General features: G+C 45.0%; 22 protein-coding genes. 13 read left to right on the top strand and 9 right to left on the bottom strand.

The features are described 5' to 3' along the window. The first annotated feature begins 94 nt into the window (after positions 1-94). The 6 genes from HBAL_RS04655 (at position 95) to HBAL_RS04680 (ending at position 8,188) form a co-directional block, all read left to right on the top strand. On the top strand, positions 95-523 hold the full coding sequence (locus tag HBAL_RS04655) for a MerR family transcriptional regulator (protein WP_015826772.1): 429 nt from the start codon (positions 95-97) through the stop codon (positions 521-523). 63 nt (positions 524-586) lie between these two features. Beyond that, entirely contained in the window at positions 587-2,368 is a 1,782-nt protein-coding gene (locus tag HBAL_RS04660) for an acyl-CoA dehydrogenase C-terminal domain-containing protein (protein WP_015826773.1), read from the top strand. Positions 2,369-2,449: 81 nt separating this feature from the next. Beyond that, on the top strand, positions 2,450-3,652 hold the full coding sequence (locus HBAL_RS04665) for an acetyl-CoA C-acetyltransferase (protein ID WP_015826774.1): 1,203 nt from the start codon (positions 2,450-2,452) through the stop codon (positions 3,650-3,652). Positions 3,653-3,665: 13 nt separating this feature from the next. After that, the gene (locus tag HBAL_RS04670; protein ID WP_015826775.1) at positions 3,666-5,873 is read left to right on the top strand and encodes a 3-hydroxyacyl-CoA dehydrogenase NAD-binding domain-containing protein; all 2,208 of its coding nucleotides are present in this window, start codon (positions 3,666-3,668) and stop codon (positions 5,871-5,873) included. Between the two features lie 198 nt (positions 5,874-6,071). Then, on the top strand, positions 6,072-6,917 hold the full coding sequence (locus tag HBAL_RS04675; RefSeq protein ID WP_015826776.1) for a universal stress protein: 846 nt from the start codon (positions 6,072-6,074) through the stop codon (positions 6,915-6,917). A gap of 353 nt (positions 6,918-7,270) precedes the next feature. Continuing rightward, the gene (locus HBAL_RS04680; RefSeq protein WP_015826777.1) at positions 7,271-8,188 is read left to right on the top strand and encodes a COG3650 family protein; all 918 of its coding nucleotides are present in this window, start codon (positions 7,271-7,273) and stop codon (positions 8,186-8,188) included. Between the two features lie 74 nt (positions 8,189-8,262). Here HBAL_RS04680 and HBAL_RS04685 read toward each other — a convergent pair whose 3' ends face one another. Then, complete coding sequence (locus tag HBAL_RS04685; RefSeq protein ID WP_015826778.1) at positions 8,263-10,056, bottom strand: hypothetical protein; 1,794 nt, start codon at positions 10,054-10,056, stop codon at positions 8,263-8,265. 189 nt (positions 10,057-10,245) lie between these two features. Next, positions 10,246-11,397, bottom strand: coding sequence for a DNA cytosine methyltransferase (locus HBAL_RS04690; protein WP_015826779.1), 1,152 nt, complete (start codon positions 11,395-11,397; stop codon positions 10,246-10,248). Positions 11,398-11,473: 76 nt separating this feature from the next. Between HBAL_RS04690 and HBAL_RS04695 the strand changes: the two genes are divergently transcribed. Next, on the top strand, positions 11,474-12,259 hold the full coding sequence (locus HBAL_RS04695; RefSeq protein WP_015826780.1) for a sterol desaturase family protein: 786 nt from the start codon (positions 11,474-11,476) through the stop codon (positions 12,257-12,259). Between the two features lie 5 nt (positions 12,260-12,264). On the opposite strand, the gene HBAL_RS04700 is transcribed toward HBAL_RS04695, so the two are convergent. Continuing rightward, entirely contained in the window at positions 12,265-13,461 is a 1,197-nt protein-coding gene (locus HBAL_RS04700) for a TlpA family protein disulfide reductase (protein ID WP_041301972.1), read from the bottom strand. Between the two features lie 46 nt (positions 13,462-13,507). Further along, a complete protein-coding gene (locus tag HBAL_RS04705; protein WP_049763126.1) occupies positions 13,508-13,918 on the bottom strand; it encodes a hypothetical protein in 411 nt (136 codons plus the stop codon). A 243-nt stretch (positions 13,919-14,161) separates the two neighbouring features. Between HBAL_RS04705 and HBAL_RS04710 the strand changes: the two genes are divergently transcribed. The 3 genes from HBAL_RS04710 to HBAL_RS04725 all read left to right on the top strand — a co-directional run bounded on the left by HBAL_RS04710 (position 14,162) and on the right by HBAL_RS04725 (position 16,648). After that, positions 14,162-15,088 (top strand): glutathione S-transferase family protein, encoded by a 927-nt coding sequence (locus tag HBAL_RS04710; protein WP_015826783.1) that lies wholly within the window; start codon positions 14,162-14,164, stop codon positions 15,086-15,088. Positions 15,089-15,131: 43 nt separating this feature from the next. After that, on the top strand, positions 15,132-15,911 hold the full coding sequence (locus HBAL_RS04715; RefSeq protein WP_015826784.1) for a M15 family metallopeptidase: 780 nt from the start codon (positions 15,132-15,134) through the stop codon (positions 15,909-15,911). 320 nt (positions 15,912-16,231) lie between these two features. Continuing rightward, positions 16,232-16,648: a hypothetical protein gene (locus HBAL_RS04725; RefSeq protein ID WP_015826785.1), complete on the top strand. Its 417-nt coding sequence runs from the start codon at positions 16,232-16,234 to the stop codon at positions 16,646-16,648. 348 nt (positions 16,649-16,996) lie between these two features. On the opposite strand, the gene HBAL_RS04730 is transcribed toward HBAL_RS04725, so the two are convergent. Beyond that, positions 16,997-17,860, bottom strand: a complete 864-nt coding sequence (locus HBAL_RS04730; protein WP_149037364.1) for a hypothetical protein — start codon at positions 17,858-17,860, stop codon at positions 16,997-16,999. A 237-nt stretch (positions 17,861-18,097) separates the two neighbouring features. Here HBAL_RS04730 and HBAL_RS04735 point away from each other — a divergent pair, with 237 nt between their 5' ends. Next, positions 18,098-18,820 carry a DUF4197 domain-containing protein gene (locus HBAL_RS04735; protein WP_015826787.1) on the top strand — a complete coding sequence of 241 codons (723 nt, stop codon included), beginning with the start codon at positions 18,098-18,100 and terminating at the stop codon, positions 18,818-18,820. Positions 18,821-18,826: 6 nt separating this feature from the next. Further along, positions 18,827-19,789, top strand: a complete 963-nt coding sequence (locus HBAL_RS04740; protein ID WP_015826788.1) for an alpha/beta hydrolase — start codon at positions 18,827-18,829, stop codon at positions 19,787-19,789. Between the two features lie 67 nt (positions 19,790-19,856). On the opposite strand, the gene HBAL_RS04745 is transcribed toward HBAL_RS04740, so the two are convergent. The 3 genes from HBAL_RS04745 to HBAL_RS04755 all read right to left on the bottom strand — a co-directional run bounded on the left by HBAL_RS04745 (position 19,857) and on the right by HBAL_RS04755 (position 22,231). Further along, entirely contained in the window at positions 19,857-20,789 is a 933-nt protein-coding gene (locus tag HBAL_RS04745; protein WP_015826789.1) for an acyl-ACP thioesterase, read from the bottom strand. A 39-nt stretch (positions 20,790-20,828) separates the two neighbouring features. Next, complete coding sequence (locus tag HBAL_RS04750; protein ID WP_015826790.1) at positions 20,829-21,302, bottom strand: transcriptional repressor; 474 nt, start codon at positions 21,300-21,302, stop codon at positions 20,829-20,831. 227 nt (positions 21,303-21,529) lie between these two features. Further along, positions 21,530-22,231 carry an OmpW/AlkL family protein gene (locus HBAL_RS04755; protein WP_015826791.1) on the bottom strand — a complete coding sequence of 234 codons (702 nt, stop codon included), beginning with the start codon at positions 22,229-22,231 and terminating at the stop codon, positions 21,530-21,532. Between the two features lie 524 nt (positions 22,232-22,755). Between HBAL_RS04755 and HBAL_RS04760 the strand changes: the two genes are divergently transcribed. Continuing rightward, a complete protein-coding gene (locus HBAL_RS04760; RefSeq protein WP_015826792.1) occupies positions 22,756-23,121 on the top strand; it encodes a hypothetical protein in 366 nt (121 codons plus the stop codon). A 239-nt stretch (positions 23,122-23,360) separates the two neighbouring features. Here the strand turns inward: HBAL_RS04760 and HBAL_RS04765 are convergent, their stop codons facing one another. Beyond that, positions 23,361-25,052, bottom strand: coding sequence for a vWA domain-containing protein (locus tag HBAL_RS04765; protein WP_015826793.1), 1,692 nt, complete (start codon positions 25,050-25,052; stop codon positions 23,361-23,363). Positions 25,053-25,117 lie beyond the last annotated feature (65 nt).

Raw genomic sequence — 25,117 nt, forward strand, 5'->3', positions numbered from 1 at the left:
ACTGCAGCAGAAAATACTTGACGTTCACGTAAGGGGTAGGTATATATAATTGCATATAAGCCATTCTAAAATAGGCAGCAATCGGGAGAAAATTATGCGTTCATACAGCATTGGTGAGCTCGCCAAGGAGTTTGAAGTTACGCCGCGAGCACTTCGTTTTTACGAGGACAAGGATCTTCTACACCCCACACGTAATGGTATGCACCGCGTCTATTCTTATAAAGATCGTGGTCGTCTGCAATTGATTTTACAAGGTAAAAATATCGGTTTTTCACTCGCTGAAATTCGAGAATTGCTAGACGTGTATAACTTGGAAGGCCCACGTGTTCAGATGGAACGCATGTTGGAGCGCTATCAAGATCAAGTGAAAAAGCTAGAGAAACAACGGCGTGATATTGACGGTGCGCTTGTTCAAATCAAAGAGCACATGAAAGCGATCAATGATCATTTAGCTAAACCAAGCAAAGAAGTGCTGTTGCAAGAACGTGACCGGATTTTCAAAAATGCCGAAGCCGCAGAATAGCTGAAATCGTCTTTTTGCGTATACAAATAAACCTAAACCACTATTCCCAATACAGGTGATATTATGCCTCGTTATGATGCTCCCGTGCGCGATATGCGCTTCATTTTAAATGATGTTTTGAACATTGAATCTTATAATAATCTGTCAGGTTTTTCTGAGCTTTCAGAAGACCTTGTTGACGCTATTTTGAATGAAGGTGCGAAATTTTCCAAAGAAGTTTTGCATCCGTTGAACATGGTTGGAGATCAACAAGGTGTTATCCGTAACGCTGATGGAAGCGTGAAAACACCGGATGGTTTTCCTGAGGCCTATAAAGCAATGGCTGAAGGTGGATGGACTGGACTTTCAGCTAGCCCTGAATTTGGCGGCCAAGGTCTACCTTATGTGTTGGATAGTGCCATTAGCGAAATGATGTCATCTGCAAACATGGCATTTGCAATGTATCCAGGCCTAACTCATGGAGCTTATTCAGCGATTGTCGCTGGTGGCTCACAAGAGCAAAAAGAAACTTATGTTCCTAAAATGGTGTCGGGTGAGTGGTCAGGTACGATGAACCTAACCGAGCCACATTGTGGGACTGACCTTGGTTTGATGAAAACCAAAGCTGCACCCCAAGCTGATGGTACATATAAAATCACGGGTCAGAAGATCTGGATTTCTGGTGGTGAAAACGACTTCACTGACAATATTATCCATCTTGTGTTGGCTAAAATTGAAGGCGCGCCTGAAGGCATTAAAGGTGTGTCTCTATTTATCGTGCCGAAATTCATTCTGGATGAAAATGGAAACCCAGGTGAGCGTAATGCATGTGGATGTGGTGGCCTAGAAGAGAAAATGGGTATCCACGGAAACGCGACATGCGTGATGAATTATGATGGCGCGACGGGTTATCTCGTGGGTGAGCCAAATAAAGGCATGCGCACAATGTTTGTGATGATGAATGCTGCGCGTCTGGGTGTTGGTATGCAAGGTCTCGCACAATCAGAGATCTCTTATCAAAACGCTGTTGATTTTGCCAAAGATCGTATTCAGGGACGTTCAGTATCTGGTGTGAAAGCGCCAGAGAAAGCGGCTGACCCAGTTATTGTTCACCCTGATGTGCGCCGTATGTTGATGGATCAAAAAGCATTCAATGAAGGTGCGCGTGCGTTCTCATTGTGGACGTCTTTGCAAAATGATCTGGAACATCGCGCAGAAGATGAAGCAACACGTGAAAAAGCCGGCGATTATATGGGCTTGCTGACACCTGTTATCAAAGCATTCTTGACGGATAAAGGCCTTAAAGGCTGTATCGACGCGATGCAAATCCACGGTGGTTCTGGTTTCACTAGAGAGTGGGGCATGGAGCAATTTGTTCGCGATTGCCGTATTGCTCTGATTTATGAAGGAACCAATGGTGTTCAAGCGCTTGATCTTGTTGGTCGTAAGCTTGCATCAAAAGGTGGCCGTGCCATCATGACCTTCAATGCTGAGATGGATGCATTTATTGCAGAAAACGACAGCGAAGACATGAAGCTATATATTGATGCTTTGAAAACAACTAAAGGTCAGCTTCAAGAAGCAACAATGTGGTTGATGCAAAACGGGATGACAAACCCAGATAATGCAGCGGCAGCATCTCATGACTATCTGCACATCTTTGGATATACTGCATTTGCGTATATGTGGGCGCGCATGGCGAAAGCTGCACTCGCTAAGAAAGATTCAGGCGATAGTTTTTATGCAGAAAAGCTAGCGACAGGGCGTTATTTTGTTGAACGCATGTTGCCTGACGTTGCGGCGCATCTGGTAAAAGTAAAAACCGGTGCTGAGCCTCTCTTCTTGCTAGAAGAAGCGCAATTCTAATCGGATAAATAATAACTACGTCTACTCATATTAGACTTCTAATTCGTGGCGGGAAGCCGCCACACACGGGAGAAAACAAGAATGCCAGATGCATATATTTTTGACGCGGTCAGAACTCCGCGCGGAAAAGGCAAGAATGGTTCCTTGCATGAAACAACGTCGCTTTCTTTAGCGACACAAGTTCTAGAAGCAATTCGCGACCGTAATAATTTGGATACATCAAAAGTTGATGATGCCATTTTCGGATGTGTTGCTCCCATTGGTGAGCAAGGTTCTGATATTGCGCGTATCGCAGTGATGAATGCTGGATATGATCAAAAAGTTGCTGGTGTGCAGGTTGATCGTTTCTGTGCATCAGCACTGGAAGCCTGTAATATGGCTGCTGCTAAAGTTATGTCCGGTGAAGCGGATATGGCGATTGGAGGCGGTGTTGAAGCGATGTCTCGTGTGCCGATGGGGTCAAATGGCGGAGCCTGGCCTGTAGACCCGATTTCAGCGATCGGAACTCGTTTTGTGCCCCAAGGTGTGTCAGCTGACATTATCGCCACGAAATACGGTTTTTCGCGTGAAGACTGTGATGCTTATGCGGTGGAAAGTCAGAAACGTGCGGCCCGTTCATGGGAAGAGGGTCGTTTTAGGAAATCTATCATTCCCGTAAAAGATCAAATGGGCGGCATTTTGCTAGACCATGACGAGCATATGCGTCCAGATGCGACGATGGAAGGCCTTTCTGGCCTTAACCCAAGCTTCCAGATGATGGGAGAAATGGGCTTTGATGCTGTGGCGCTTTCGCGTTACCCTGAAATTGAAAAAATGAACCATGTGCACCACGCTGGTAACTCATCAGGTATTGTTGATGGTGCGGCTGGTGTTTTGATCGGTACAAAAGAAATGGGTGAACGCCTTGGTCTTAAGCCGCGTGCACGCATGAAAGGTTTTTGTTCTATCGGTTCTGAGCCAACAATCATGTTGACTGGTCCTGTAGATGTGACTGAGAAGCTGCTTGGCAAGCTGAAAATGGACATTAACGACATCGACTTGATCGAGTTGAACGAAGCATTCGCTGCTGTTGTTCTGCGTATGATGCAACATTTCAACATTCCACACGACAAAATGAACGTGAATGGAGGGGCAATCGCAATGGGTCACCCGCTGGGTGCAACAGGTGCGATGATCCTTGGAACTATGGTTGATGAGCTTGAGCGTTCTGACAAAGAAACAGCTCTTGTGACTCTATGTATCGGTGCCGGAATGGGTACTGCAACTGTTATTGAACGCGTTTAAGGGAGACACAGCTATGAATTTAACACAATTCTCCTTCGAGGTAGGTGATAACGGCGTTGCGTTGGCAAAGTTTGATGCACCTGAGCGTTCTATGAACACACTGACGCGAGCGGCAAATGAAGATATTGCTGCGATTGTCAAAGAAGTCACAGAGAACGACGCGATTAAAGGTCTTGTTTTTACATCAGGAAAAGAGTCCGGCTTCTGTGCGGGTGCTGACCTTGGTGAGATGACAGGTCTTTTGGCATTAGCAAGTAAAGCAGAAACACCAGAAGAAAAAGCCGAAGTTTTCAACATGGCTTTTGGCATTAACAAGCTTTTCCGCGAAATGGAAACATGCGGTAAGCCGGTTGCTATTGCGATTAATGGTTTGGCGATGGGCGGCGGTTTAGAGCTGGCACTTGCTTGTCACTACCGTATCATTGCTGATGATCAACCAAAGCTGCGCATTGCGCTTCCTGAAGGCAAAATCGGTTTGCTACCAGGTGGTGGTGGTACACAGCGTCTTCCGCGTTTGATGGGAATTCAGGCTGCTGCACCTTACCTTCTTCAAGGGAAGACAATGAAAGCGGCTGAAGCTGTTTCTATGGGCGTGTGTCACGCATCTGCGCCAACTGCTGAGCTTGTCGAAAAAGCGACTGAGTGGGTTCTTGCAAACCCGAAAGCTGTTGCGCCTTGGGATCAACCTAAATTTAAAGTGCCGGGCGGAATTCCAAACCAGCACCCAATGGCGACACAAGTCTTGATGATGGGTAATGCCATGATCGTTAAAGAGACTCACGGTAACTATCCAGCACAGAAAAACATTCTTTCATGTGTGTATGAAGGTCTTCAATTATCGATGGATCTGGCGATCAAAGTTGAGAGCCGTTACTTCGCTAAAACAGTGGCGACACCAGAAGCCCAAGGCATGGTGCGGACATTGTTCCAATCCTTGCAAGACCTATCCAAAGGTGCATCACGTCCAGAAGGCGTTCCAAAATACGAAATCAACAAAGTTGGTGTCGTGGGTGCGGGGCTTATGGGAGCTGGTATTGCTTATGTTCAAGCAGCTGCCGGTATTCCAACTATTCTTGTGGATGTGTCTCAAGAGTCAGCTGATCGCGGTAAAGATTATTCAAAACGTATCGTCGATAAAGCCGTTAGTCGCGGTAAGATGACACAAGAAAAAGCGGATGCTCTTCTTGCGTTGATTACTCCCACAACAGACTATGACCAGCTTAAAGGATCTGACCTGATCATTGAAGCTGTGTATGAAAACCCAGAGCTAAAAGCTAAGATTACGGCTGATTGTGAAGCACAAATTGCTGATACAGCCGTGATGGGATCAAACACATCAACATTGCCGATTACAGGTCTTGCGGAAGCGTCATCGCGTCCTGACAATTTCATTGGTATCCACTTCTTCTCACCTGTTGAGAGAATGGGGCTTGTTGAAATTATTATGGGTGAGAAAACGTCTAAAGAGACTTTGGCTAAAGCAATCGACTATGTGCTTAAGATCAAGAAGACTCCTGTTGCCGTTAATGACTTCCGTGGTTTCTATACATCGCGTTGTTTCAGCACATATACGCATGAAGGCATCACAATGCTGAGTGAAGGTATTGCACCAGCTATCATTGAGAATGTTGGACGCCAATCTGGTATGCCTATGGGCCCACTTGAAGTGTCTGATAGTGTTGGACTTGATACAGGGCTTAAGATTGGACGTCAGATGGCAGCTGCAGAGGGTGTTGATTACAATGCCGATCCGCTAGGTGCTTTGACAGCTTGGATTGTTGAAGAAAAAGACCGTGTCGGCCGCAAAGCCGGTAAAGGTTATTATGACTATGATGAAAAAGGTAAGCCTTCACAAATTTGGAAAGGCTTGTCTGAGAAAATCGAAGTCAAAACAACAGAAGTGTCTCTTGAAGAGCGCCAAGAACTTATTAATCGTCTTCTGGTTCGCCAAAGCGTTGAAGTTGCACGTTGTTTTGAAGAGGGTGTTATCACTGATGCGCGTGATGGTGATGTCGGATCTATCCTTGCGTGGGGCTTTGCGCCTTACACAGGTGGAGCGGTTTCATACATTGACCTTAAATGGGGCGTAGCTGCGTTTGTGGCTGAAGCAGACCGTTTAGCAGATGCATATGGTGAGCGTTTCCGTCCTGGAGCCATGCTACGTGAAATGGCGACAAAGGGACAAACCTTCTACGAACGTTTTCCTCCCGCTGGTAAGTAACACATACCAGCACCCCTGATACTCTCCCCCAGAGTATCGTGAAGAAACCGAGTGTCACTTCTGACACTCGGTTTTTTTGTCTTAAATGGGAGATTGCGACAAAGGAACTGTGTTCATAGATCAATATTTGTGTTTAAATCCACACAGAAAGAAAGGATTTTTCTTTCTGTAAACAATTTTTGATCTGGAGGGTATGTTATGAGCGTATTTCTGACCCTGACTGAGGGTGCTGAAGCAATGACTGAAGCAAGTGTTTTGGCTTGCCGATTGGCAAAGCGACTTAAAACCAAAGTCCAAGGTATTTCTGCAATGCCAGACCCTGCAGGTTCGTTGTTAATGACTGGTGCGGGAGTGGGGCTTTATATGCCTAGCAGCGCGCAAGTTCTTCAAGGTGTGAAAGAGGCACAGCAAAATACGCGCGAAAAATTAGAAAAGAATTTTAAAGCCATTTGCGCGTCCGAGAAAATGGATCCTGAAATGGCATTTGTACGTCATATTGAAGGTTTACCAGAGCAGGAATTTGGAGCGGCAGCTATATTGTCGGCTGCATTGGTTTTTCCCCATGATTGTGGCCGTGCCAGTGGCCCGTATGGTTCTGCATTTGAATATACATTAATGTCACGTCGCCAACCGGTTATTATAGCTGGAACAGATAAAGATCCTGACATTTCAACGATCGTTATCGCATGGGATGGAAGTCCTGAAGCCGCGCGGGCAGTTGCTTTGCATGAACGTGTTATTTGTAGCGCAGACCGCGTCGTAATTGCTCAAAATATTGATCGTATTGATCCTCAAGATATGGATGGCCCAGAGAATACCTCAATTGTTCGCGAATGGCTTGAAGTGCGGAATATACCCATGACAGTTCGTGAATTTTCTGGTGAAGTTGCGGATGGATTGCTTAAACTCACCAAAGACGAGGGGGCGGGTATATTGGTTGCTGGTGCTTTTGGACATTCCCGAGTTGAAGAGCTGATCTTTGGTGGTGTTAGCCGTACTTTATTGCGCTCAGACCATGGGCCAGCACTTGCTATTGCGCATTAAAGGATAGCATTGGTCAGGGATTGTATTTCAACTTTTTCATACCGGTTTTATCGTATCAGGCGGACTCAGATTTAATGAGAAACGTGCTTTGCTGAAGTTAAACTGAGAAATGTAAGTATTTATTTTTTTTAATCTCTTCACAATTACATTTTCTATGTCGAATGTACTTAAGGGAAGCTGCTTGATTCTGAGCGGCAGATTTATCAGTCGGTTTGAAGCATGAAATTATGTGATCTTTCACGGACATTGCCGACATTTAGGGATTTAATCATTTACCTTCTTGGTTGAGTGGTTATTACATTGGCTTGAAGTCTTTCGAGGCCAAAATTGAGAATGGGATTCAGGACCAATCAATGAAGTGTCTGCGTGAAAAACGGAATATCGTTCTAATGACGGTTTTGCCCTTTGTCTTGATGATGTCTGCTTGTGACAATGGAGCAGATAAAACAGACGAGAATGAAAGCGATGTAACTGAATCTGAAGTTGGTTCTCCTCAATATGTCATTCCCGAAACGCTTGAGCTGGCGATGCCTGAAGAGGCGGAGGATGTTGTTCTGGATACATCCAATTGGGTTGTTGATCCTCCATTCTATGCAGCAGGTCAGGAGCCTTTCTGGAGATTGGAGCTAAACAATGGATGGTTTGTTTTTCAACGTTTGGGATTGCCAGAGATAGAAGCCAAAATCAGCGCACCTGAAAAAAGTGATGGAGCTGACTCATTCGTGTTGGAGGCAATGACGATTTCTATTCGGGCGGGAGAGTGTGTGAATGCACAAGCCAATGAACCTGTTCGTGGATCTATTACCGTCTTTCACGATGATGTGAGTTATCACGGGTGTGTTTATAAAGGTGAAACTCAAGCAGAGGCACCATCTGAATCTGTTGATGAAGCAGCGAATTCAAACTGGACCAAAGAGATAGGTATATATGCAATAGAATCTGATGCTTGTTTCAGAGCATTGGACGAGATAAGCGACGGCGCATCACGCAAAGCTATGGTGACTGCAATGCAATCTCGTGATGAGGGTTTGACGGCTTTTGTTTTGCAGACAGCAAAGAATAATCAATATTTGTGCATTGCGCGCGAAGCTGGCGGTGTCGAATCTATGGATGCGTTAAGTGATGTTAAGCGCGAAGACTGGATGAATGTATCTGGTCGTTTTATGCGGGTTGAAAGTGGTCCGCCGCCGCGTGCATGTCTGGATGCTGAAGCTGTTATGGTCGATAACCAGCTTACAGGGTATTTATTGCCTCGTAATTGCCGTCCATAGGACCAAACTTAAAAAACATAAATTAAGCCTGCTACATTTATTAATTATAGCAGGCTTTTATTTGCGTGATTATTCTAAGACCAGGATTTAAAGCCAACTGAAGATTTACGTGCATCTTCCGCTGCTTTTCTTGCTTTGATTGCTCGCTCTTCAGCTTGTGCTTTTTCAGTTTGCAATCGAACCATGCGTTCATGGTCATCTGCGCGTTGACGAATATCCTCTGGGACGCCTGAAATTAAAGTCCCGATATTGCGGCCTATTGTTAGTCCTGTGGCTGTCACTTTATTTTTAAATGTAAATCCAAGTGGAGCAGGCGTCGCAGGTTTGGGCTCAACAGGCGCATCTTCGATTTTGGCAGATGCTGCTGCTTCCTCGACCATTTGCGGCTCTTGTTCTGGAGACTCTGGTGTTGGTGGGGCTTCAAGAGCTTCTGGTGCCGTAGTGTGTGTTGCAACTTCAAGCTCAATTGCTTGTTGTTCAATGTCTAAAGCAGCCAATTCTTCATCAACTTGCGGCAATGCTTTGGGCGCAGGTGGCATGTCATCTTCGAATGCGGAAGCCGGTTCGACTTCGTCTTCTGCAGCGTCTTCGGCTATTTCAGCACTTCTCTTGGCAAATGGCTGGAAATGGTCGTTCGTCGCAGGTTTGTTGAAATCGGCTTCCGGTTCAGCAATCACTGTTTCTTCGATGTCATCAAGTTGAATTTCATCTTCCAATTCTGGAAGGTCTATTTCCAACGTATCAGAGTCTAGCGTTTTTTCTGTGGGTTCCAGATCAAGCGGCGGTGGAGGAAGAATTTCTTCTATTGAAGCTTCTGTTTCTTCGATTTCTGCTTCAGCCTCAACCGTATCAGTTTCATCCTCTACAGCTGTTTCTAGCTCATCAATGTCATGTATGTCTGGAAGCTCTGGAAGCGTTTCTGGTGTATCAGCTGGTAAATCATCATCGTTTTCAGATGCATGAGTTTCATCTGAAGTGATTTCGTCTATATTATCTTCAGTTTCGCTTGTTTCATCTGCTGTGGATTGAGCAAGCGCGGCTGCAGCCGCTGCCGCTGCCATGCTTCCAGCTGCAATGCCTGAAGCTGGTGTTTCAACAATGTGAGTTTTGAACTCTGGAATATCTTCTTCTATTTGTTCTTCGATGTTTTCTATTTCATCAACAGAAGGTTCTTCAGGTAGACCTTCAGCAAGCAAAGCTTCCGCATTTTCAGGTGTAAGCTCGACCTCTTCACTTTCAACAACAGGCTCAGCTTCAACTTCGGCAATTGGCTCTTCTTGCTCTATTTCTGCTGGCTCTTCGTCAGCTTCAGTTTCTGGAGAATTTTCCAATTCATCCAACTCTTCACCTGCAGGAGGGCCGTTGATTTCGGCGACCATTTTAACAATAGCTGCGTTCATTCCAGCTTCTGTTGATGGATCAGAATCGGATGAAACGGTTTCTGCTTCAGTGTTTGCTTCTTCAGCCTCAGTTGCTGGGGCTTCAGTTTTGGGCTGACCGAGGAAAGATGGTCCTGATTTTAGGACTGGCGTATTGCTAGATTCAACGGCGTCAAGGATTGAAGCGATTGCTTGCTCGGTGCCTTTGGCATAGCGGTCAGCTTCTCCGGCAAGCTCGACAACGATGCTGGCATAATCGCGGCCAGCTTGATTGAGCGTACTTTCTAAAACTTCATGCGTGACATCTTCGAGCAGACGACCAGAGACTTGTGAAAGTTTAACATTGGCTGGAGACGCGGTTAGCTCAACGACATAACCTTCTGTTTCCAGAATCACACCATCGGGCACACGTTCTTTCCAATCAATCGTCCCAGATAGGGTGCGTTCGAGGAGTTTCTCGATGAGTTTTTGTGTCGAGATGTGAAGCATGGTCAGATGAATCTCTTAAAATAGTGTACTTTTAGACTGATATAAGCCTGTTGGGCGTATGCTGAAAGACGTTGTACAATGTTTTTGCGCATTCGCCGAAATAATCTCAGTGAATTTGTCTAATTTATCTATGCATGAACAGGGCCAGATGAGTGGGGGATCTCAAACCATTTCATAATGATTTGAATTTTATGATCGAGATGGGCGTAGAACAAGCTTTTTTAGCAGATTTTCCGATAACCAATTGACAACGGGTACGCTGACCGCGTCACCAATGACTTGAAGCGCGGGTGTTTCTTTTTCTGGCAGAATATAAGTGTCGTCTAGTCCCATCAAACGGGCAGCTTCTCGTGCATTCAATGCCCTTAGGCGCGCTTCTCCGTTATGGGTGATCATCAGCAATTGTTTGGATGATCCTCCAGCAGGTGTTCTAAGGCATCCTGCGAGGCCATCATATCGCACTTCTGCACGTTGAATTTTGTTTCCATCTTCGACCCGTATCCGGCGATAAACTGCTCCGGCACGCCATTTTTTCTGTTTCAATGCGGCATCAAATTTAGCGCGGTGCGCTGGTGACATTTGCGCGATTAATTTTTGCGCGGCTTCTGGAGATCTCCACGCGTTTTCAGGCACTTTACGGTCGAGTATGTCTTCAAGCTGAATGGATCTCTCTTGGGGGTGAGGCAGTTGCCACCATGTCCATGCCATGCGGCATGTCGGGTCCATCTGCGCGACAATTTTCTGAAGATTTTGAGGGTGGTAGGTTGGATCAGGATGATTTGCTTCCAGCCCTTCGGGTATGCGGCCTTTATGAGCGATAATGAATAATCGTTTGCGCGATTGCGGGCTAAAAAGAGCCGCGTCTATAACCATGGCACCCACACGATATCCTGCATCGGCTAGCGTCTCTATGACGGTTGTAAAATCGCGTCCACGACGGGATGAGATGAGGCCGGCCACATTCTCGAGTGCGAGTGTTTGGGGCGCGCGTTTTTCATCTGCCATTGCCTCTATGAGACGCCAAAACCCCCAGAATGCGCTGGAGCGGGGCGCGTTTAGGCCTTTGCGTGACCCGGCGATGGATATGTCCTGACAAGGAAATGATGCCCATGCCAATTCAGCATTGGGAATGTGATTAGCATCCAACGTCCACACATCACTGGTGTCAAAGTGAGTTGGGCCGAAATTCGCTGTGTAAGTTCGGGACTTGAGTGGATCATTGTCGTTAGCAAAAACACAATGAAAACTGTCCTCTAAGCCCTTAATTGCAAATCCGCCGCCTGCGAAAAATTCCAGGACACGAGGCAGTTCAGATTTACGGAGCGAATCAAACAAAGGCATTTGCACACCATGTCGTAAACTAAAGCGAGGTAAAAGCCTCATTGTAGAGGTCGGTTAAAATGAATACGTTGAAAGCATGGAAAATTTTGAAACCATACTTCGCCTAGCTAGCTTTTTAGGTGCATTTGCAATCTTTGCTCTGCTGGAGATGTACTTCCCAGATCGCAAAAGAAAGCTCACCCGTTTGCAGCGCTGGACGGGCAGTTTTGGCCTTGTGATTTTGAGCAATGTCTTGGTGAAATTGGCACTGCCTTTGGGGCTGGCTGCAATTGCCATTTGGGCGGGTGAGCAGGGCGTTGGCTTGTTCAATATGGTGCTAGAATGGCCATATTGGATGGTGTTCATTATCTGTTTTCTAGCACTGGATTTAGCTATCTGGTTTCAGCATTTTCTAACCCATAAAATTCCATTTTTATGGCGATTGCATCGTGTGCATCACACTGATCCAGATGTGGATGTGTCGACTGCTTTTCGCTTTCATCCTTTAGAAATACTGATTTCACTTGGCTGGAAAGTATTGATTGTGTGTGTCCTTGGTGTGCCGCCAGTGACGATTTTCTGGTTCCAAATTGTGCTAAATGTGAGTGCTTTGTTCAACCACGCTAACATTTTGCTGCCTAAATGGTTAGATCGCATTGTTAGGCTCTTGATTGTTACGCCCGCAATGCATCGTGTGCATCATTCGATTGAGAGATCTCAGAGCGATTCAAATTATGGGTTCTTTCTCCCCGTCTGGGATAAGATGTTCAGAACTTATCGCGCGTCATTTTCAAACGTCGATAATGCACAAATAGGGCAAGTGGAATTCCAGACAAAAAACGATCAGCATCTGGATCGCTTGATTGTTCAACCATTTAAATAATCGGTTTAAAAAACGCGATTATCGGGAATGAATCTGAGCCCGATAAGTTTGGATGCTTGGCGCACTTCGCTTGGAATATTTCCTGATGACGTGGCGTAATTATCAGGTATTTCAAAAATGCGTGCAAATCGTGAAATATTGTCTGAGCGGCAGGTTAGCGCATTTTTATAAAAACCAATTTCGTGCTCGCATTTTCCAAGAATATCTTTGGGTATGTCACCAAGACGGGACACACCGATGGTTTCTCCAAGTGGACCTTTAAACTCGGGTGTGACTGCTGTTGCATCTCCAACCCAATCTCCGGTTTCGTCTGGACTGATCAGCATAACGAGCTCTTGCTCATTGTAGATTTCATAGGTCTCTAAATCTTTTTGCGGTGTTTCAATGCGCACTGCACGCACATCATATCCATCAAATGCTTGTTGTATCGCCCACATATCAAAGGGAGTCTGGCTTGATAAACCCGCGACGCCAGCGCTGGAAATCGTGGCGGCTGGCGCGGCGTTATATGCTTGTTCAACAACGGAAGGGCGGGCGCTTTGGTCGGTTTTTTTCTTTTTGATATTTTGAACTTTTTTGATGAAGTCTTTTATACCGTTTTTAGAGTCTACAGAAAAATCAGTACGAAAACTTTCAATGGTTAGGTCTGGCCCGATCAGGAGATAGGTTGGTGTCCATTCGATGTTGAATATGTCACGGATCTCGGCATCTATATCCAGCGCGACAGGGTATTCATCATATCCTTTGTCTTGGAAAAATGTTTCTATCGCGCCCCATTTTCCAAAGGGTCTGGAGAGTTGTTTTTCCATTGGTGCAGTGTGAATAGAAAGATAGTTCAGATCAGGGTCTTGATCTATCGCGGTTTTTAACGCGTTTGCATATTTGGCGTCATTGAGGCTGTCATGACAGTAAAGCCCCCAGAAATTGACGACTGTCCAGCGCCCTTCAAGATCGGCTGAACTGATGGTTTCACCTTGTGATGATGTGGTGCTAAAAACAGGCGCTTTTTGCCCAACCAGTTTATAGGTTTTTGGGCGTCCATGATTGTCATGGTCGATAGGTTTGGACGCCGTGTTTTGAACTGGATTGGGCTTTTCACTCACGACCTCAGGAGAAGATTCATTTCCACTGTCTTCGTCATAGCATGCGCTTAAGACAAACATCATTGCGCATAATGGAATGAATATGGATTTGAAGATCATGGCAAAATGCCCAGACACCTGATGATTGAGAAGAGCAAACTAGCTCTTACCTCATTTGCACCATATCTGTCGCTAGTCTGTTCATTTTAAATATAACCTGTGTGTTAAAAACGACATCCATCATTGTGATGGCAAAAGCGAGCCACATTGAAAGGGATTCAAATGTGCTGAGTGTTGTTGCGCCGACGACCGATAGAACAGCAATCATCAAAAGCGTAAAAAGCGGGGCTAAAGAAAAGAAGAAATCAAAAATAGGCCTGTCATTTCCAACGCTAGAATAGGCTGCCATACCGCTTTGAAGAGAAAGATATATAAGACAAACAATCGCGACCGCGAACATGCCTGCTGCTTCAGTTCCTAAGGGTAGTAATGTGATATCTGTCAAAGCAAAAATGACGAGATATATTGAAAACATTATTGAAGATCCTTCGCGGAAGAAGAAGTTCAGGTATTTCATTGTGTTTCCCCTAGGTATTTTGTGGCTTCATCTTTCATAATATCATTTATTGTTGCTTTTGTGTGGCAAAAACTCAAACAAAGGCCAAATTACGGTGGGTAAATACCTTCAAGGCCAATTGAAAAACTAGACCTTTTCTAATTTTGTGTGTCACATTCAATGCGTGGGAAGAGATTCGCGTCTCGATTATTTGTTGTTGACTAGAACAAGCTGTGTGGGGACGATCAGTGCGAAGGGTCGGATATGGCTATATTTCTTCATCATTATCCTGCCTCTTCTTTTGCGGAAAAAGTGCGGGTTTTAATGGGATATTTGAAACTGGAATGGCAATCCGTTCAAATTGAGCCTATTTTGCCTCGCCCAAGATTGGATCTTTTAACGGGCGGATATAGACGCACCCCTGTTTTGCAGATTGATTCAAATATTTATTGCGATACGCATCTTATCTCCAAAACATTGGCAGATCATGCGTTTGATGAGACTTTGTTCGCTCATGGTTTTGTGGCCGAGCGGGTGGCAGAATGGGCGGACACTCAGCTTGTGGATGTTTGCCGGACATTGAATATGCGGCCTGAAGCGATTGCCGATACAATTGAGCGTATAAGTCCCGGGAAAGCTGCGGCTTTTAAAAAAGACAGGGCGGCTCTTTTTAAAGGGTCGACCAAATTAAAATTAACGCCTGAAGCGGCGTTGAGTTTTCTGACTTCCTATCTAAACCAATTTAACAACTGGATCGACAATGCCTTTATGTTTGGGGATGAGCCGTCGATAGCTGATTTTTCGGTCTATCATTGTTTATGGTCATTGGCACAAAGCCCGCTGAATTCCTCATTGCTGTACCCATATCGCAATGTTTGTGAATGGATGGAACGGATACATGCATTTGGGCATGGATTGAGCGAGGATTCCGATGAACAGGAAGCGTTGGATCATGCTTTTGATACATTTCCAGAATTGCCCTTTGTGACGACTTTACTTTTACCCGGCGTACAAATTGGAGATTATGTAAAAGTGACACCTGTAGATTATGGGTGTGTTGCTGTGTCTGGGGAATTGTTGGCGCTGTCACCGGAACAGGTGATTATTGGGCGTGAAACTGATGAAACGGGCGGTGTGATTTGCCATTTCCCGATTGCAGGATATGAAGTGCGCAAACTGGAAGAGCATTGAGTAAGATCCGGTTTCAGTAGAAAAGTAAGTTGAGAGCTGTGATATGCCTAATGTAGATATTCTGGCCCTTAAAGGGCGTGCCATTCCAGCTTTTGCGCCGGTGAATGCATTAAAGCAGGGCTTTCGCCAAGAAGTTGCTATCGAGACGCAAAATCCTGCGTTTAATGAAGGAATGGTGGATGTACGCAGCAAGGGAATTGCGGGAGACAACCATTATTTCACGCCAAATAACCCACCTTATTTTGAAAAAGTACCCGGTGCGATTGAAGAGCTGTATCTGCGTGAAGGTGTGGCGATGCGGCTGCTGGATATTAATGCTCAAATTAAAGAGGCTGGTTTAGAGCTATATCTTTTTGATGGATGGAGACCGCAGGCTATACAGCGTCATTTTCATGGTGTCTGGTTTCCCAATTGGCTACGACAAAACCGACCAGAAATTCCAGAAGAAAATTTGATGGAAGAAGTTGAGCGATACTGGTCACCGCCAAGTGAAGGGGAGGCTTCGCCTTCGCCTCATGCAACGGGAGGGGCAACGGACCTTACGCTTCGCTATATTGATACGAAACAGCCGCTTTATATGGGCGGTATTTTCGACGACCTGACAGAAAATGCCCATACAGATTGGTTTGAACGGTCTGAACCATCTTCAATGTCTGATATGGAAGCGCAGGCAAATCGCCGCTTGCTATATTGGTTGATGGATGCGGCTGGCTTTTCAAATAACCCGACTGAGTGGTGGCATTTTTCCTATGGCGACCAGATGTGGGCAAGATTAAAGCAATTTCCTGCTGCAATATATGGCGGTGTTTCTCCGCACATCTAAACTTGCCGGTGGCGATAGCGGCGCTTCATTTAATTTTGTATATTTTGTTTTGGTTTTGTTAATTGAATTTGACCGAAATAGGCAATCTTGTCCTGTAGGTAGGCAAAGTTTTCCGCCTTGGTGCGATGTTTTTGCCTATATTAATGAACTGTATTTAAAGAAGAAAATATTTGAAGCTAATTTTCAAATTTAACTAAGTGATTCGTTTTTTGTTAAGATACGCAACGCAATATTACTCTCATGGAAAAGAAGGCGCTGGGTGATCCTTATGGGGATTGAGGTGGCTTTCAACACAAACGAAAAAGCCAGGAGAGCTGATCATGTTGAAGAAATTCGTAAATTACATTGCCGGTGAAACAGAATTAAATTCAGACATGGCGCGTTCGGCTCTTGGGATTGTTTTAAATGCTGCAGACCGTCAGGGATCACAGTTTGCGACATTGGTATTTGAAAATATTCCTGGCGCACGCACACTGTCAGCGACATCAGGCGTAGATGTTGGCGCTGCAACAGGTATTATTGCTCGCTTGATCGAGCAGACACCGGGTGGACGCTCTGCTGTTGCTTTTCAAATGGTACGCGACCTACAAAATGCCGGGTTGGGTAATGAACAGATTTCAAAATTGATGCCGACGATTGCAGATTTTGCAAGAGCGGAATTGGGCTATGAAGGCGTGGGTCACATTGGTGACTTCTTGGGTGCTGGAGAAGCGGTAGAAAAAGTCAAAGTCGCTTAAGCGTATAACAATTTTCTCCCTGAAGAAGTGGGTCACATGATGAATGTGGTCCGCTTTTTTTGTGCTTAATGTCAAAAAAACGGATAAAAAAAGTAAGCTGCTCTCGTAAGTGTGATGATGCGTTAATTGTGGTGTGAACTGGCATTGACTACATTGTTGATGTGAACGCAGTCAAACTTTGAGTTTACTCATCTCAAACTTGTAAGTTGATATCCCCCCATGTCACAGACTGCGTTCATCTTATAAATTTCTCTGGCATTTGGGACAATGTTGTCCCCACTTGGTTTCCCATTTGCCGGAGATTTTTTAAAGGTTTTGATCCGCCATTCTGCAAACTTCTCAACAAAGCTAATCGCGGGCAGCCCAGTTTGCTATTGTCTTTTTCATTTCAGGGTTTTCGACATATTGCATTGCGTAAGAAAATTGTATCTTACTTTGGCTGACATCCCCCTTAAGCCTTAAAATTTCTCCCGCGGTGAGTGCGGCTTTCCAATTATTGGGACTAAAACTCTGTATTTGATCCACTGAAATTTGCGCTTCGTCTAATTTGTCATTTGCGACCATACATAGGGCGTGGTCGGCTACGGCTTCGAGATTCCAAGCATCTTCCGACAATAATTTCTTAGCCTGCATGCAATAGGATGCAGTTAATTGGAAAACATCTCTAAAATGCTTCTCTTGATTGATAGACTGTGGAGGTGTGATTCTTGCTTTCTGAGGCGCAGTTATTGAAAGCTGCTGGCTTTGGGCGGCGGTGTGTGAGTTTAGAGGAGCCGGTTTGGCTAACTTGGCAGATACAAGAATCGCATTCTTGAAAATTTCAGTCCGTATTTGCGTTAGTCTAGGCGTTGAAAATTCTAACTTGCTAGACTGTAAGTTGGTTTCAGACATGACCTCGACACTGGTAATGTAGGTTTTGGTAGGTGGATCAATACTGGCTTGATGCAATAGCAAACCACTAATTGACAGCGTAAATCCATTGTCGGTGATTTGGGTCGCTGCAATATGAGGCTGATGCTTTAGTTTGACGAGTAAATTAAGATCGTGACCATTCGCATTTGAAATAATATCAATGATTTCAGAATTTTGTGCAGCCTGTTGCGAATGCAAACTGGAAGGTTCAGCTATGGCAGAGCTTAGGCACTGCATAGTCCAAAGCGCAATGAGTGCTGTTGGGACTATACGCGAGGGGCTGATATACAGGTTATTCATATCATCACCAAATACATGGACACCGTTAAGGCGAAGTATAATTCTTTGCTGTGTAGGCATTTGTTTGGTAAACAAAGATGTTTTTAAATAGGCGGAGAGATATTTTAAAGGGGAAATGTAAGTTTCCTCAGCAATGCAAAATGGCTTGCGCTTTGTCCGATAGCATAGAATGCTTGAGTAGACGAAAAATGATGACGTTAATGGGGTGGCATTATCGAATGCAAAAGGGGAAGTAATATGAGTAAAATTATAGCTGCATTTGCACTATTGATGAGCTGCGCGACGACAGGCTGTGTCACGGATGGGAATCAAGATTTAGCCAATATATTTGGAGGTATCACCGAGGTCGCTGGGCCTGTGACGACCGAAGAAGTTGGCCTTGGTTTGAAAGAAGCTTTAAAAGTGGGTACGGAACGTGTTGTTGATCACGTCTCGGCTACGAATGGCTATTTTGAAGACGACGCGATCAAAATAAAACTTCCTGGCGAATTGGCAAAAGTTCAAAAGTCTTTGGGCCGCATTGGTATGGATGGATCATTGAATGATCTTGAATTAAAAATGAACCGTGCCGCTGAAGAAGCTGCCCCTAAAGCCAAAAAATTATTTGTATCTGCGGTTTCTTCTATGACGATTGATGATGCTATGGCTTTGTTGAATGGTGGTGATAATGCTGCGACAGAGTTTTTAAGAAGCAAAACTGAAACACAACTACGCCAAGAATTTAAACCCTATGTTGTTGGGGCTATGGCGCAAGTGGGCGCTTTAGATTTAGCTGAAAAAGTTGTCGGTCAATATTTACCTTCCGAAATGGTTTCAAGTGTGCGAAGTGAATTGATAACCCATGCTGTTGATGGGGCGCTTGATGGATTATTTTATTATCTTGCTGAAGAAGAGCAGGCTATAAGGAATGATCCAGTTAAACAGACAACAAAGCTCTTAAAAAGAGTATTTGGAGGCTAGCTTCTCTTGCTACGCAGATTTCGAGTTGAATTAGATTCCGGTGAAGTGGCCGGTATTTCCTTTGGTGAACCGACGCAACCAACACAGGCGTTGTTTCTTCATGCGAATGGCTTTAATGCCATGACCTATCAATCTATTCTCCAGCCTTTGGGGAATATGTGGCATGTGTCCGCAATTGATTTACGTGGGCATGGCCGTACGCGTCTGGAAACAGACCCTAAAAAACTGAAAAGTTGGAATGTATTTCGGGATGATGTCATTCAGGTCATTGAAAAAATAGCACCTGAAGGACTGGTTCTGGCTGGCCATTCCATGGGAGCAACGATAGCCATGTTGGTGGCTGGAAAACGCCCTGATCTTGTGAAGGGGATTGTGTTAGCAGATCCTGTTATTCTATCTCCACTAAGTTATATGGCTTTTCACATTCCTTTATTGTCTTCACTTATTGGCTCACAGATACCTCAGGCCAAAGGTAGTTTGAAGCGACGTGTTGATTTCTCAAGTTCAGATGAAGCTGAGAGCAATCTTGCTGGACGCGGTGCATTCAAAACGTGGCGTACACCATTCTTGATTGATTATTTAAGTGATGGCCTTGTGCCGACAGATGGCGTTGCGTGTCGGCTTGCGTGTGATCCGGCTTGGGAAGCGGCTTGCTTTAAGTCTCAGCGGAATCGTCCATGGTCAGCTTTGCATTCTATGAAAAAGCAGCGTTACCCTTTCATTCTTCTGCAAGCAGAGAAAAATTCGACCAGCATTTCTGATATTGATGAGCGCATTCATGCATTTCGTCCAGATGCAGCTGTGACACGTGTTCCCGGAACAACGCATTTCTTGCCTATGGAGCGTCCTTATGTGTTGCGTGATGCCATTAAGATATTGGTTGAAACGGCCGCTGGCCTCAATGATGGAACGGATTATCTCGGCGCTGTGAAGCGCACGATTAATGCATCTATTGGACAGATTTATTAGTCTAATATTTGAAAAAAATTGAATTCAAAAGCTTTGCCCGCCTCAAAAATGAGGTGGGCTTTTTGCTTTAAAGCCACATGCCTTGGGGAATTGCTCTCTGCATAATCTCAAAAGCATCAGGTGGAGGCATAATTGATTTACGTGTATCCAAATCAAAACGGATTAGGGTGGCTTGCAATGTCGCGTATGCCATATGCGTCACTGGATCCATAAACCAATAGAAAGTTCCCCATGTTTTGCCGGTAACATGCGCGAGGCCTGCATAGATATTGTAGCAATCTCCAGACCTTGGTAGGTTTTGAAAAGCAAATCTGTATTCCAGCGCTGCTGTTCCTATGCGTTTACCGTCAGCTTCTCCAATTCTTGGACTCCGTGTCATATCAACTTCGAGCGCATCGGCCAGATGAGGTGCAGAATCGGAGACTTTTCCAATGAAATATTCTGTTCTCATATTTCCAAAAACATCACATTGATCCGGCATGATCATGCCTGTTCCTATTTGGATGGAACCGATTCTTGTGACATCGTCCATTGTTGGTGGAGCTTTGGGAGGGACATCCATTGGAATGGAGCGAGGTGCCAGTATTTCTGGCATTACTGCTGGAATGGATTTGAATATTTCGGCTGTTTTAGGCGACCATAGAAAAGCTTGACCGGTATGAATGTCTACATGTTCCAGTTCAAATCTAAACACAGCGCAGGGTGAACCATCTAAATGGTTGAGCTGCATATAGATTTTAGCGGAGGAAACATGTGTTTCGATGACACCCGCCTGCATAAAAATAGGGACACCTGCATGCGCTTCTTTTACGAATCTGACGTGAAGCTCTTTGAGTTTTACCGTCGAAGGGGCGTTTGATTTGAATGCGTTGGGCATGCCCGTTTTGGAACAAAATACACCAATACCTTCCATAAGCTTGGCCAGATAGAAACGCACATTCATGTGCCCCATTTCATCTGTTTCCCATGCGTTCGGTGATCCGCGATAAACTTCAATCATGAGGATTTTTCCTGTCGGTGGGTATTTAGCTATAGGAGGTTAAACTGAAATCTGACATTTTTCGCAGATGCCACGTACTTCTATGACAGCATTTAAAAATTTAAACGACATGTCCTGCGTTTCTTGTTTTAGAGCAGAAAATGTAGATTCGGCATGCATTTCTTTTGCAGATTCACATCTTTCGCAAATTAGGAAAGCGGCAGCATGTCCATGTCCGCGATGCCCACATGCGACATAAGCATTTAGGCTTTCAATTTTATGCGCCAGACCTTGTTGGAGCAAAAAGTCTAAGGCTCGGTATATTGTTGGCGGTTTGGCTGGCGTGGTGTCTTCTTTGCTCAATTGCTCCAGAAGGTCATATGCTTTGGCAGGAGATTTGGCTGCCAGCAATAATTCAAGCACACGTTTGCGAAGCGGTGTCAGTCTGACGCCGTTTTCTTCGCTGATGCGTGCTGCTTCCGCTAAAGCATCTTTTGGGTTGCCACTAGAGCAAGATAGGTGAGTCTCTGTCATCTATGCAGTTTCAGCTTTTCAACGCGGATCGACAAGCGGGATTTGTAAAAAAGGTTAAAAAAAAGCACCAACTCCGTTTAATATAGGAGGATTGGTGCTTTGAGTTTAGGTCCTTCATACGAGGGCGCATGAATTTGGTGTAGTGATGGTCGAACTTGCTACCTTTAAGGCAGGTGTTTCCGTCACTTTTAATTTAAGGTGTTCAGATTTCGCGGTGGGCTAAATATCTAAAATTTATACCCCATACCAATTCCGACGATTAGTGGGTTTATATCAACATCGGCATCAACGATGACTGAATCTGCACTTAGGGCTGCGCCGAGGGCAGTTGTCAGATCAACGGTAACATCAGTGTTAATCCAGATTTTTTTGACATCCACATTGAGTGCCCAGCCGCCTTTTTCTCCATCAAGATCATAGTCAAAACCAGCTTGTAGGGCGAGGCCAAAGCTTGGGTCATAATCAATTGAGTCTACGACATCGCCTTCATCTTCATTGAAGAATAATGTGTAATTGATGCCGGCACCGACATATGGCTTGAAAGCCCCCAATTGAGTGAAGTGATATTGCGCTGTTAGAGTTGGAGGGAGTAACCAAACATCACCCAGACCTACAGTGCCAAGTTCTCCGACAACAGGAACAACCAGCCCTTGTGTGTTTACGTCATGCGGTGTGACACCCAGAATAAGCTCAAATGCGATGTTATCGTTGAGGAAATAGGATATATCCAATTCAGGCACATAACTTTGATCAATGTCGACATCGCCGACAAGATCTGCGCCGCCAACTGAGAGATTGGCCGATTCATCAGGAATGACATTTAGCGCACGCACACGAACCATCCATGGGTTATCAGTTTCTGCCATCGCTGCGCCTGTCCCGAAGCACACAATTGCGGCGGCTGCGAGAGATTTCAATATATGGCTCATGGTTTTCCCCTTTTTCAAATCTGGGATGTTTGAACAATGAGCGACTATCCCTCGCTCAATGTCCATATTTAATATATGGATATATAACCATTTAAAAAATATGGAATAGATGGCAGGTTGCCGCACGGCAGGTTGACGCAGATCAGACGTTTAAAATGAGGGTGAGCGAAAAGGGACACCTAATTTTGCTCAGATACTTTGTTCCAAAACCTGAGAAATTGAGTTCAAAGAGAATCGATTCAGGAACAAATTGGATCAATTCATGTGAATCCAATCGAGAATTCTCGTGATATTTGTTCTGCTACAAATTTTTTTTGAGAACATTTTTTTATTTTGGAACAAAACTAGATTCTAGGCGTTTCTTCCGTGGGTGTTGAATCTGTTGAATTATTCTAAATTTGTCAGTTGGTAGCGCACTTTTGAGTCCTTAAACGGTAAATTTACTGTTAATGGCATGAGAACAAAAAGTGCTTGAATGAGAACAAAAACGGAATATAAAGGATAAATTAGAACGGAGAGAGAACATGTTTCAATCAATCAATTTTTGCGGTTTCAGCGGTCAATCATATAAATTTGAAGCGATTAAGCTTCGTGACGAGTCTTGGACCAGCCAAGCAGGCATCGTGCTTTTTACTGCGGCAGATGGCCGTGTGATCAAGCTGGCTGAGCAATTTGGTAAAGTAGAAGATATTACAGCGATCTGGCGCTGGCGCGAAGCGCAACGTTTTGGTGCAACACACATGTATATCCGCCGTCAGAAAGACAGAAACGTGCGCATGGCTGAGATTGATGACCTTCGTACAGGTCTAAATCCGGTCTGTGATACGCAAGATTCAGCTTTCGAGGCAGGCTCTGAAAGCGCGCGTATCATCATGCCTTTGGCTGCGTAATCGGGTTTGGGAATAAGAAAAGCGCCCCAGAATAGGGTGCTTTATGATCTCTGTTTCGTTGGATTGAGCTCATTATGCAGTTGGCAAATCACAAGAGACTCCCGTTTCGGTTTTTTTTGATGCCAAATATTTCTTTCGCCCCATCGCCCGAGAAATTATTTCCGGCACCCACCGGAACTGCATATTGATAACACCCGTAGCGTCTCGCCCACGCTGCGGGTGTTTTTTGTCATATAGATTTATTCGCCATTGCTTCCATTTTGACGAAGCGTTTCTTGAGCAGCTGCCGTCTTGGCGGCGCGGGCTAATTGCACAAATTCAGCACGATAGCCAAATTCATCTTTGCCTTTGGATTTGTTCGCGAGTTTGATAACTGCATCATATCCAAAACTATCTGCTAGATATGGATCTTGTTTTAGCAATTGTCCGTATCCAGCAACTGCCGTTGCAAATTGAACATAGGTTGGTGATTGATCCATGGATGAAGAGATATTGTCCTGCGTCACAGGGAATTGGATCAGATTTGATGTATCTTCCTCTGGCTTTTTATAACGCAATTTCAAATAGGCGAGTTCTGAAGAATTGGCTGTAAATTCTGTCTTTTCTCCATAGCGAGTTTCATCAATCAGCGCTGCATTTGAGCCGACAGGTGTGATTTCATAAATTGCTGTAACTGTGTGGCCGGCACCAATATCGCCTGCATCAACTTTATCATTGTTGAAATCTTCACGGTTCAACATCCGTGTTTCATAGCCGATGAGGCGGTATTCTTGAATGTGAGCGGGGTTAAACTCCATCTGGATTTTAACATCGTTTGCAATGGTGAACATGGAGCCAGATAGGTCATCATTAAGCACTTTGCGCGCTTCATTCAGCGTGTCGATATAGGATGCCATACCGTTTCCGGCTTGTGCGATTTTTTGCATCATCGCATCATTATAATTACCGCGCCCAAAACCCAGCACCGATAAATACACGCCAGATTCGCGTTTGCGGGCGACAAAGTCTTCTAAGCGCTCATCGGACGTCACGCCGACATTGAAATCACCATCGGTGAGCAGCATGACGCGGTTGACGCTGGCGGCATCATAATTTTGTTCAGCAAGTGAATAGGCGAGACGAAGCCCTTCGCCGCCAGCTGTAGACCCACCGGCAGAAAGATTATCAAGAGCTGCAAAAATCTTTGATTTTTCAGATCCTTTGGTTGGCTCTAATACTGTGCCCGCAGCGCCGGCATAGACGACGACCGAAATGTGGTCGTCCTCATCCATCTTATCGATTAGGAGTTTGAGCGCTTTCTTCGCGAGCGGGAGTTTGTCCTCATGATTCATTGAACCAGAGACATCGACAAGGAGTGTCAGATTGAGAGGAGGTTGCTCGGTTCGATCTAGATCATATCCTTTGATACCAACATGCATAAGCTGTTTACCTTCAGCCCATGGCGCTGGCACGACATTCACATGCGTTGCGAAAGGTACGTCTTTAGACGCTGGTATTGGGTAGTCATAATCAAAATAATTGATCAATTCTTCAATGCGCACCGCATCTTTGGGAGGTAAATTTCCATCATTCAAGAAGGAGCGGACATTGGAATAAGAGGCTGTATCGACATCTATGGAGAAGGTGGAGACGGGATCTTCGGATACGAGCTTGACTGGGTTTGTGTCTACGTCTTCATATTTATCGCGATCAAGTTGTGATGGTAGGCTTGTTGGCATTGGCGCGGGCGCTGACATCGCCATCATACCAAGAGAGTGTTTACTAAGCATGCTAGGCGAAGGCGGCGGTGGTGGAGGCGGTGCTTCCGCATAAGCTTCATCGGCAGTGACTGCGACTTCTTCCTGTGCTTGTTCGGTTTTTTGTGAGCTGGAACAGGCCACTAGAATGAGAATCGAAGCTGACCCCAATAAAGCAATATATTTGTGTTTCATGTCGCGTCCCCTTACGTGCCGTTTGTCATAGCAGATAGCATTTAAAACTGTTGTGCACCTGCTGC

Source organism: Hirschia baltica ATCC 49814, from assembly GCF_000023785.1.
Lineage (GTDB): Bacteria > Pseudomonadota > Alphaproteobacteria > Caulobacterales > Hyphomonadaceae > Hirschia > Hirschia baltica.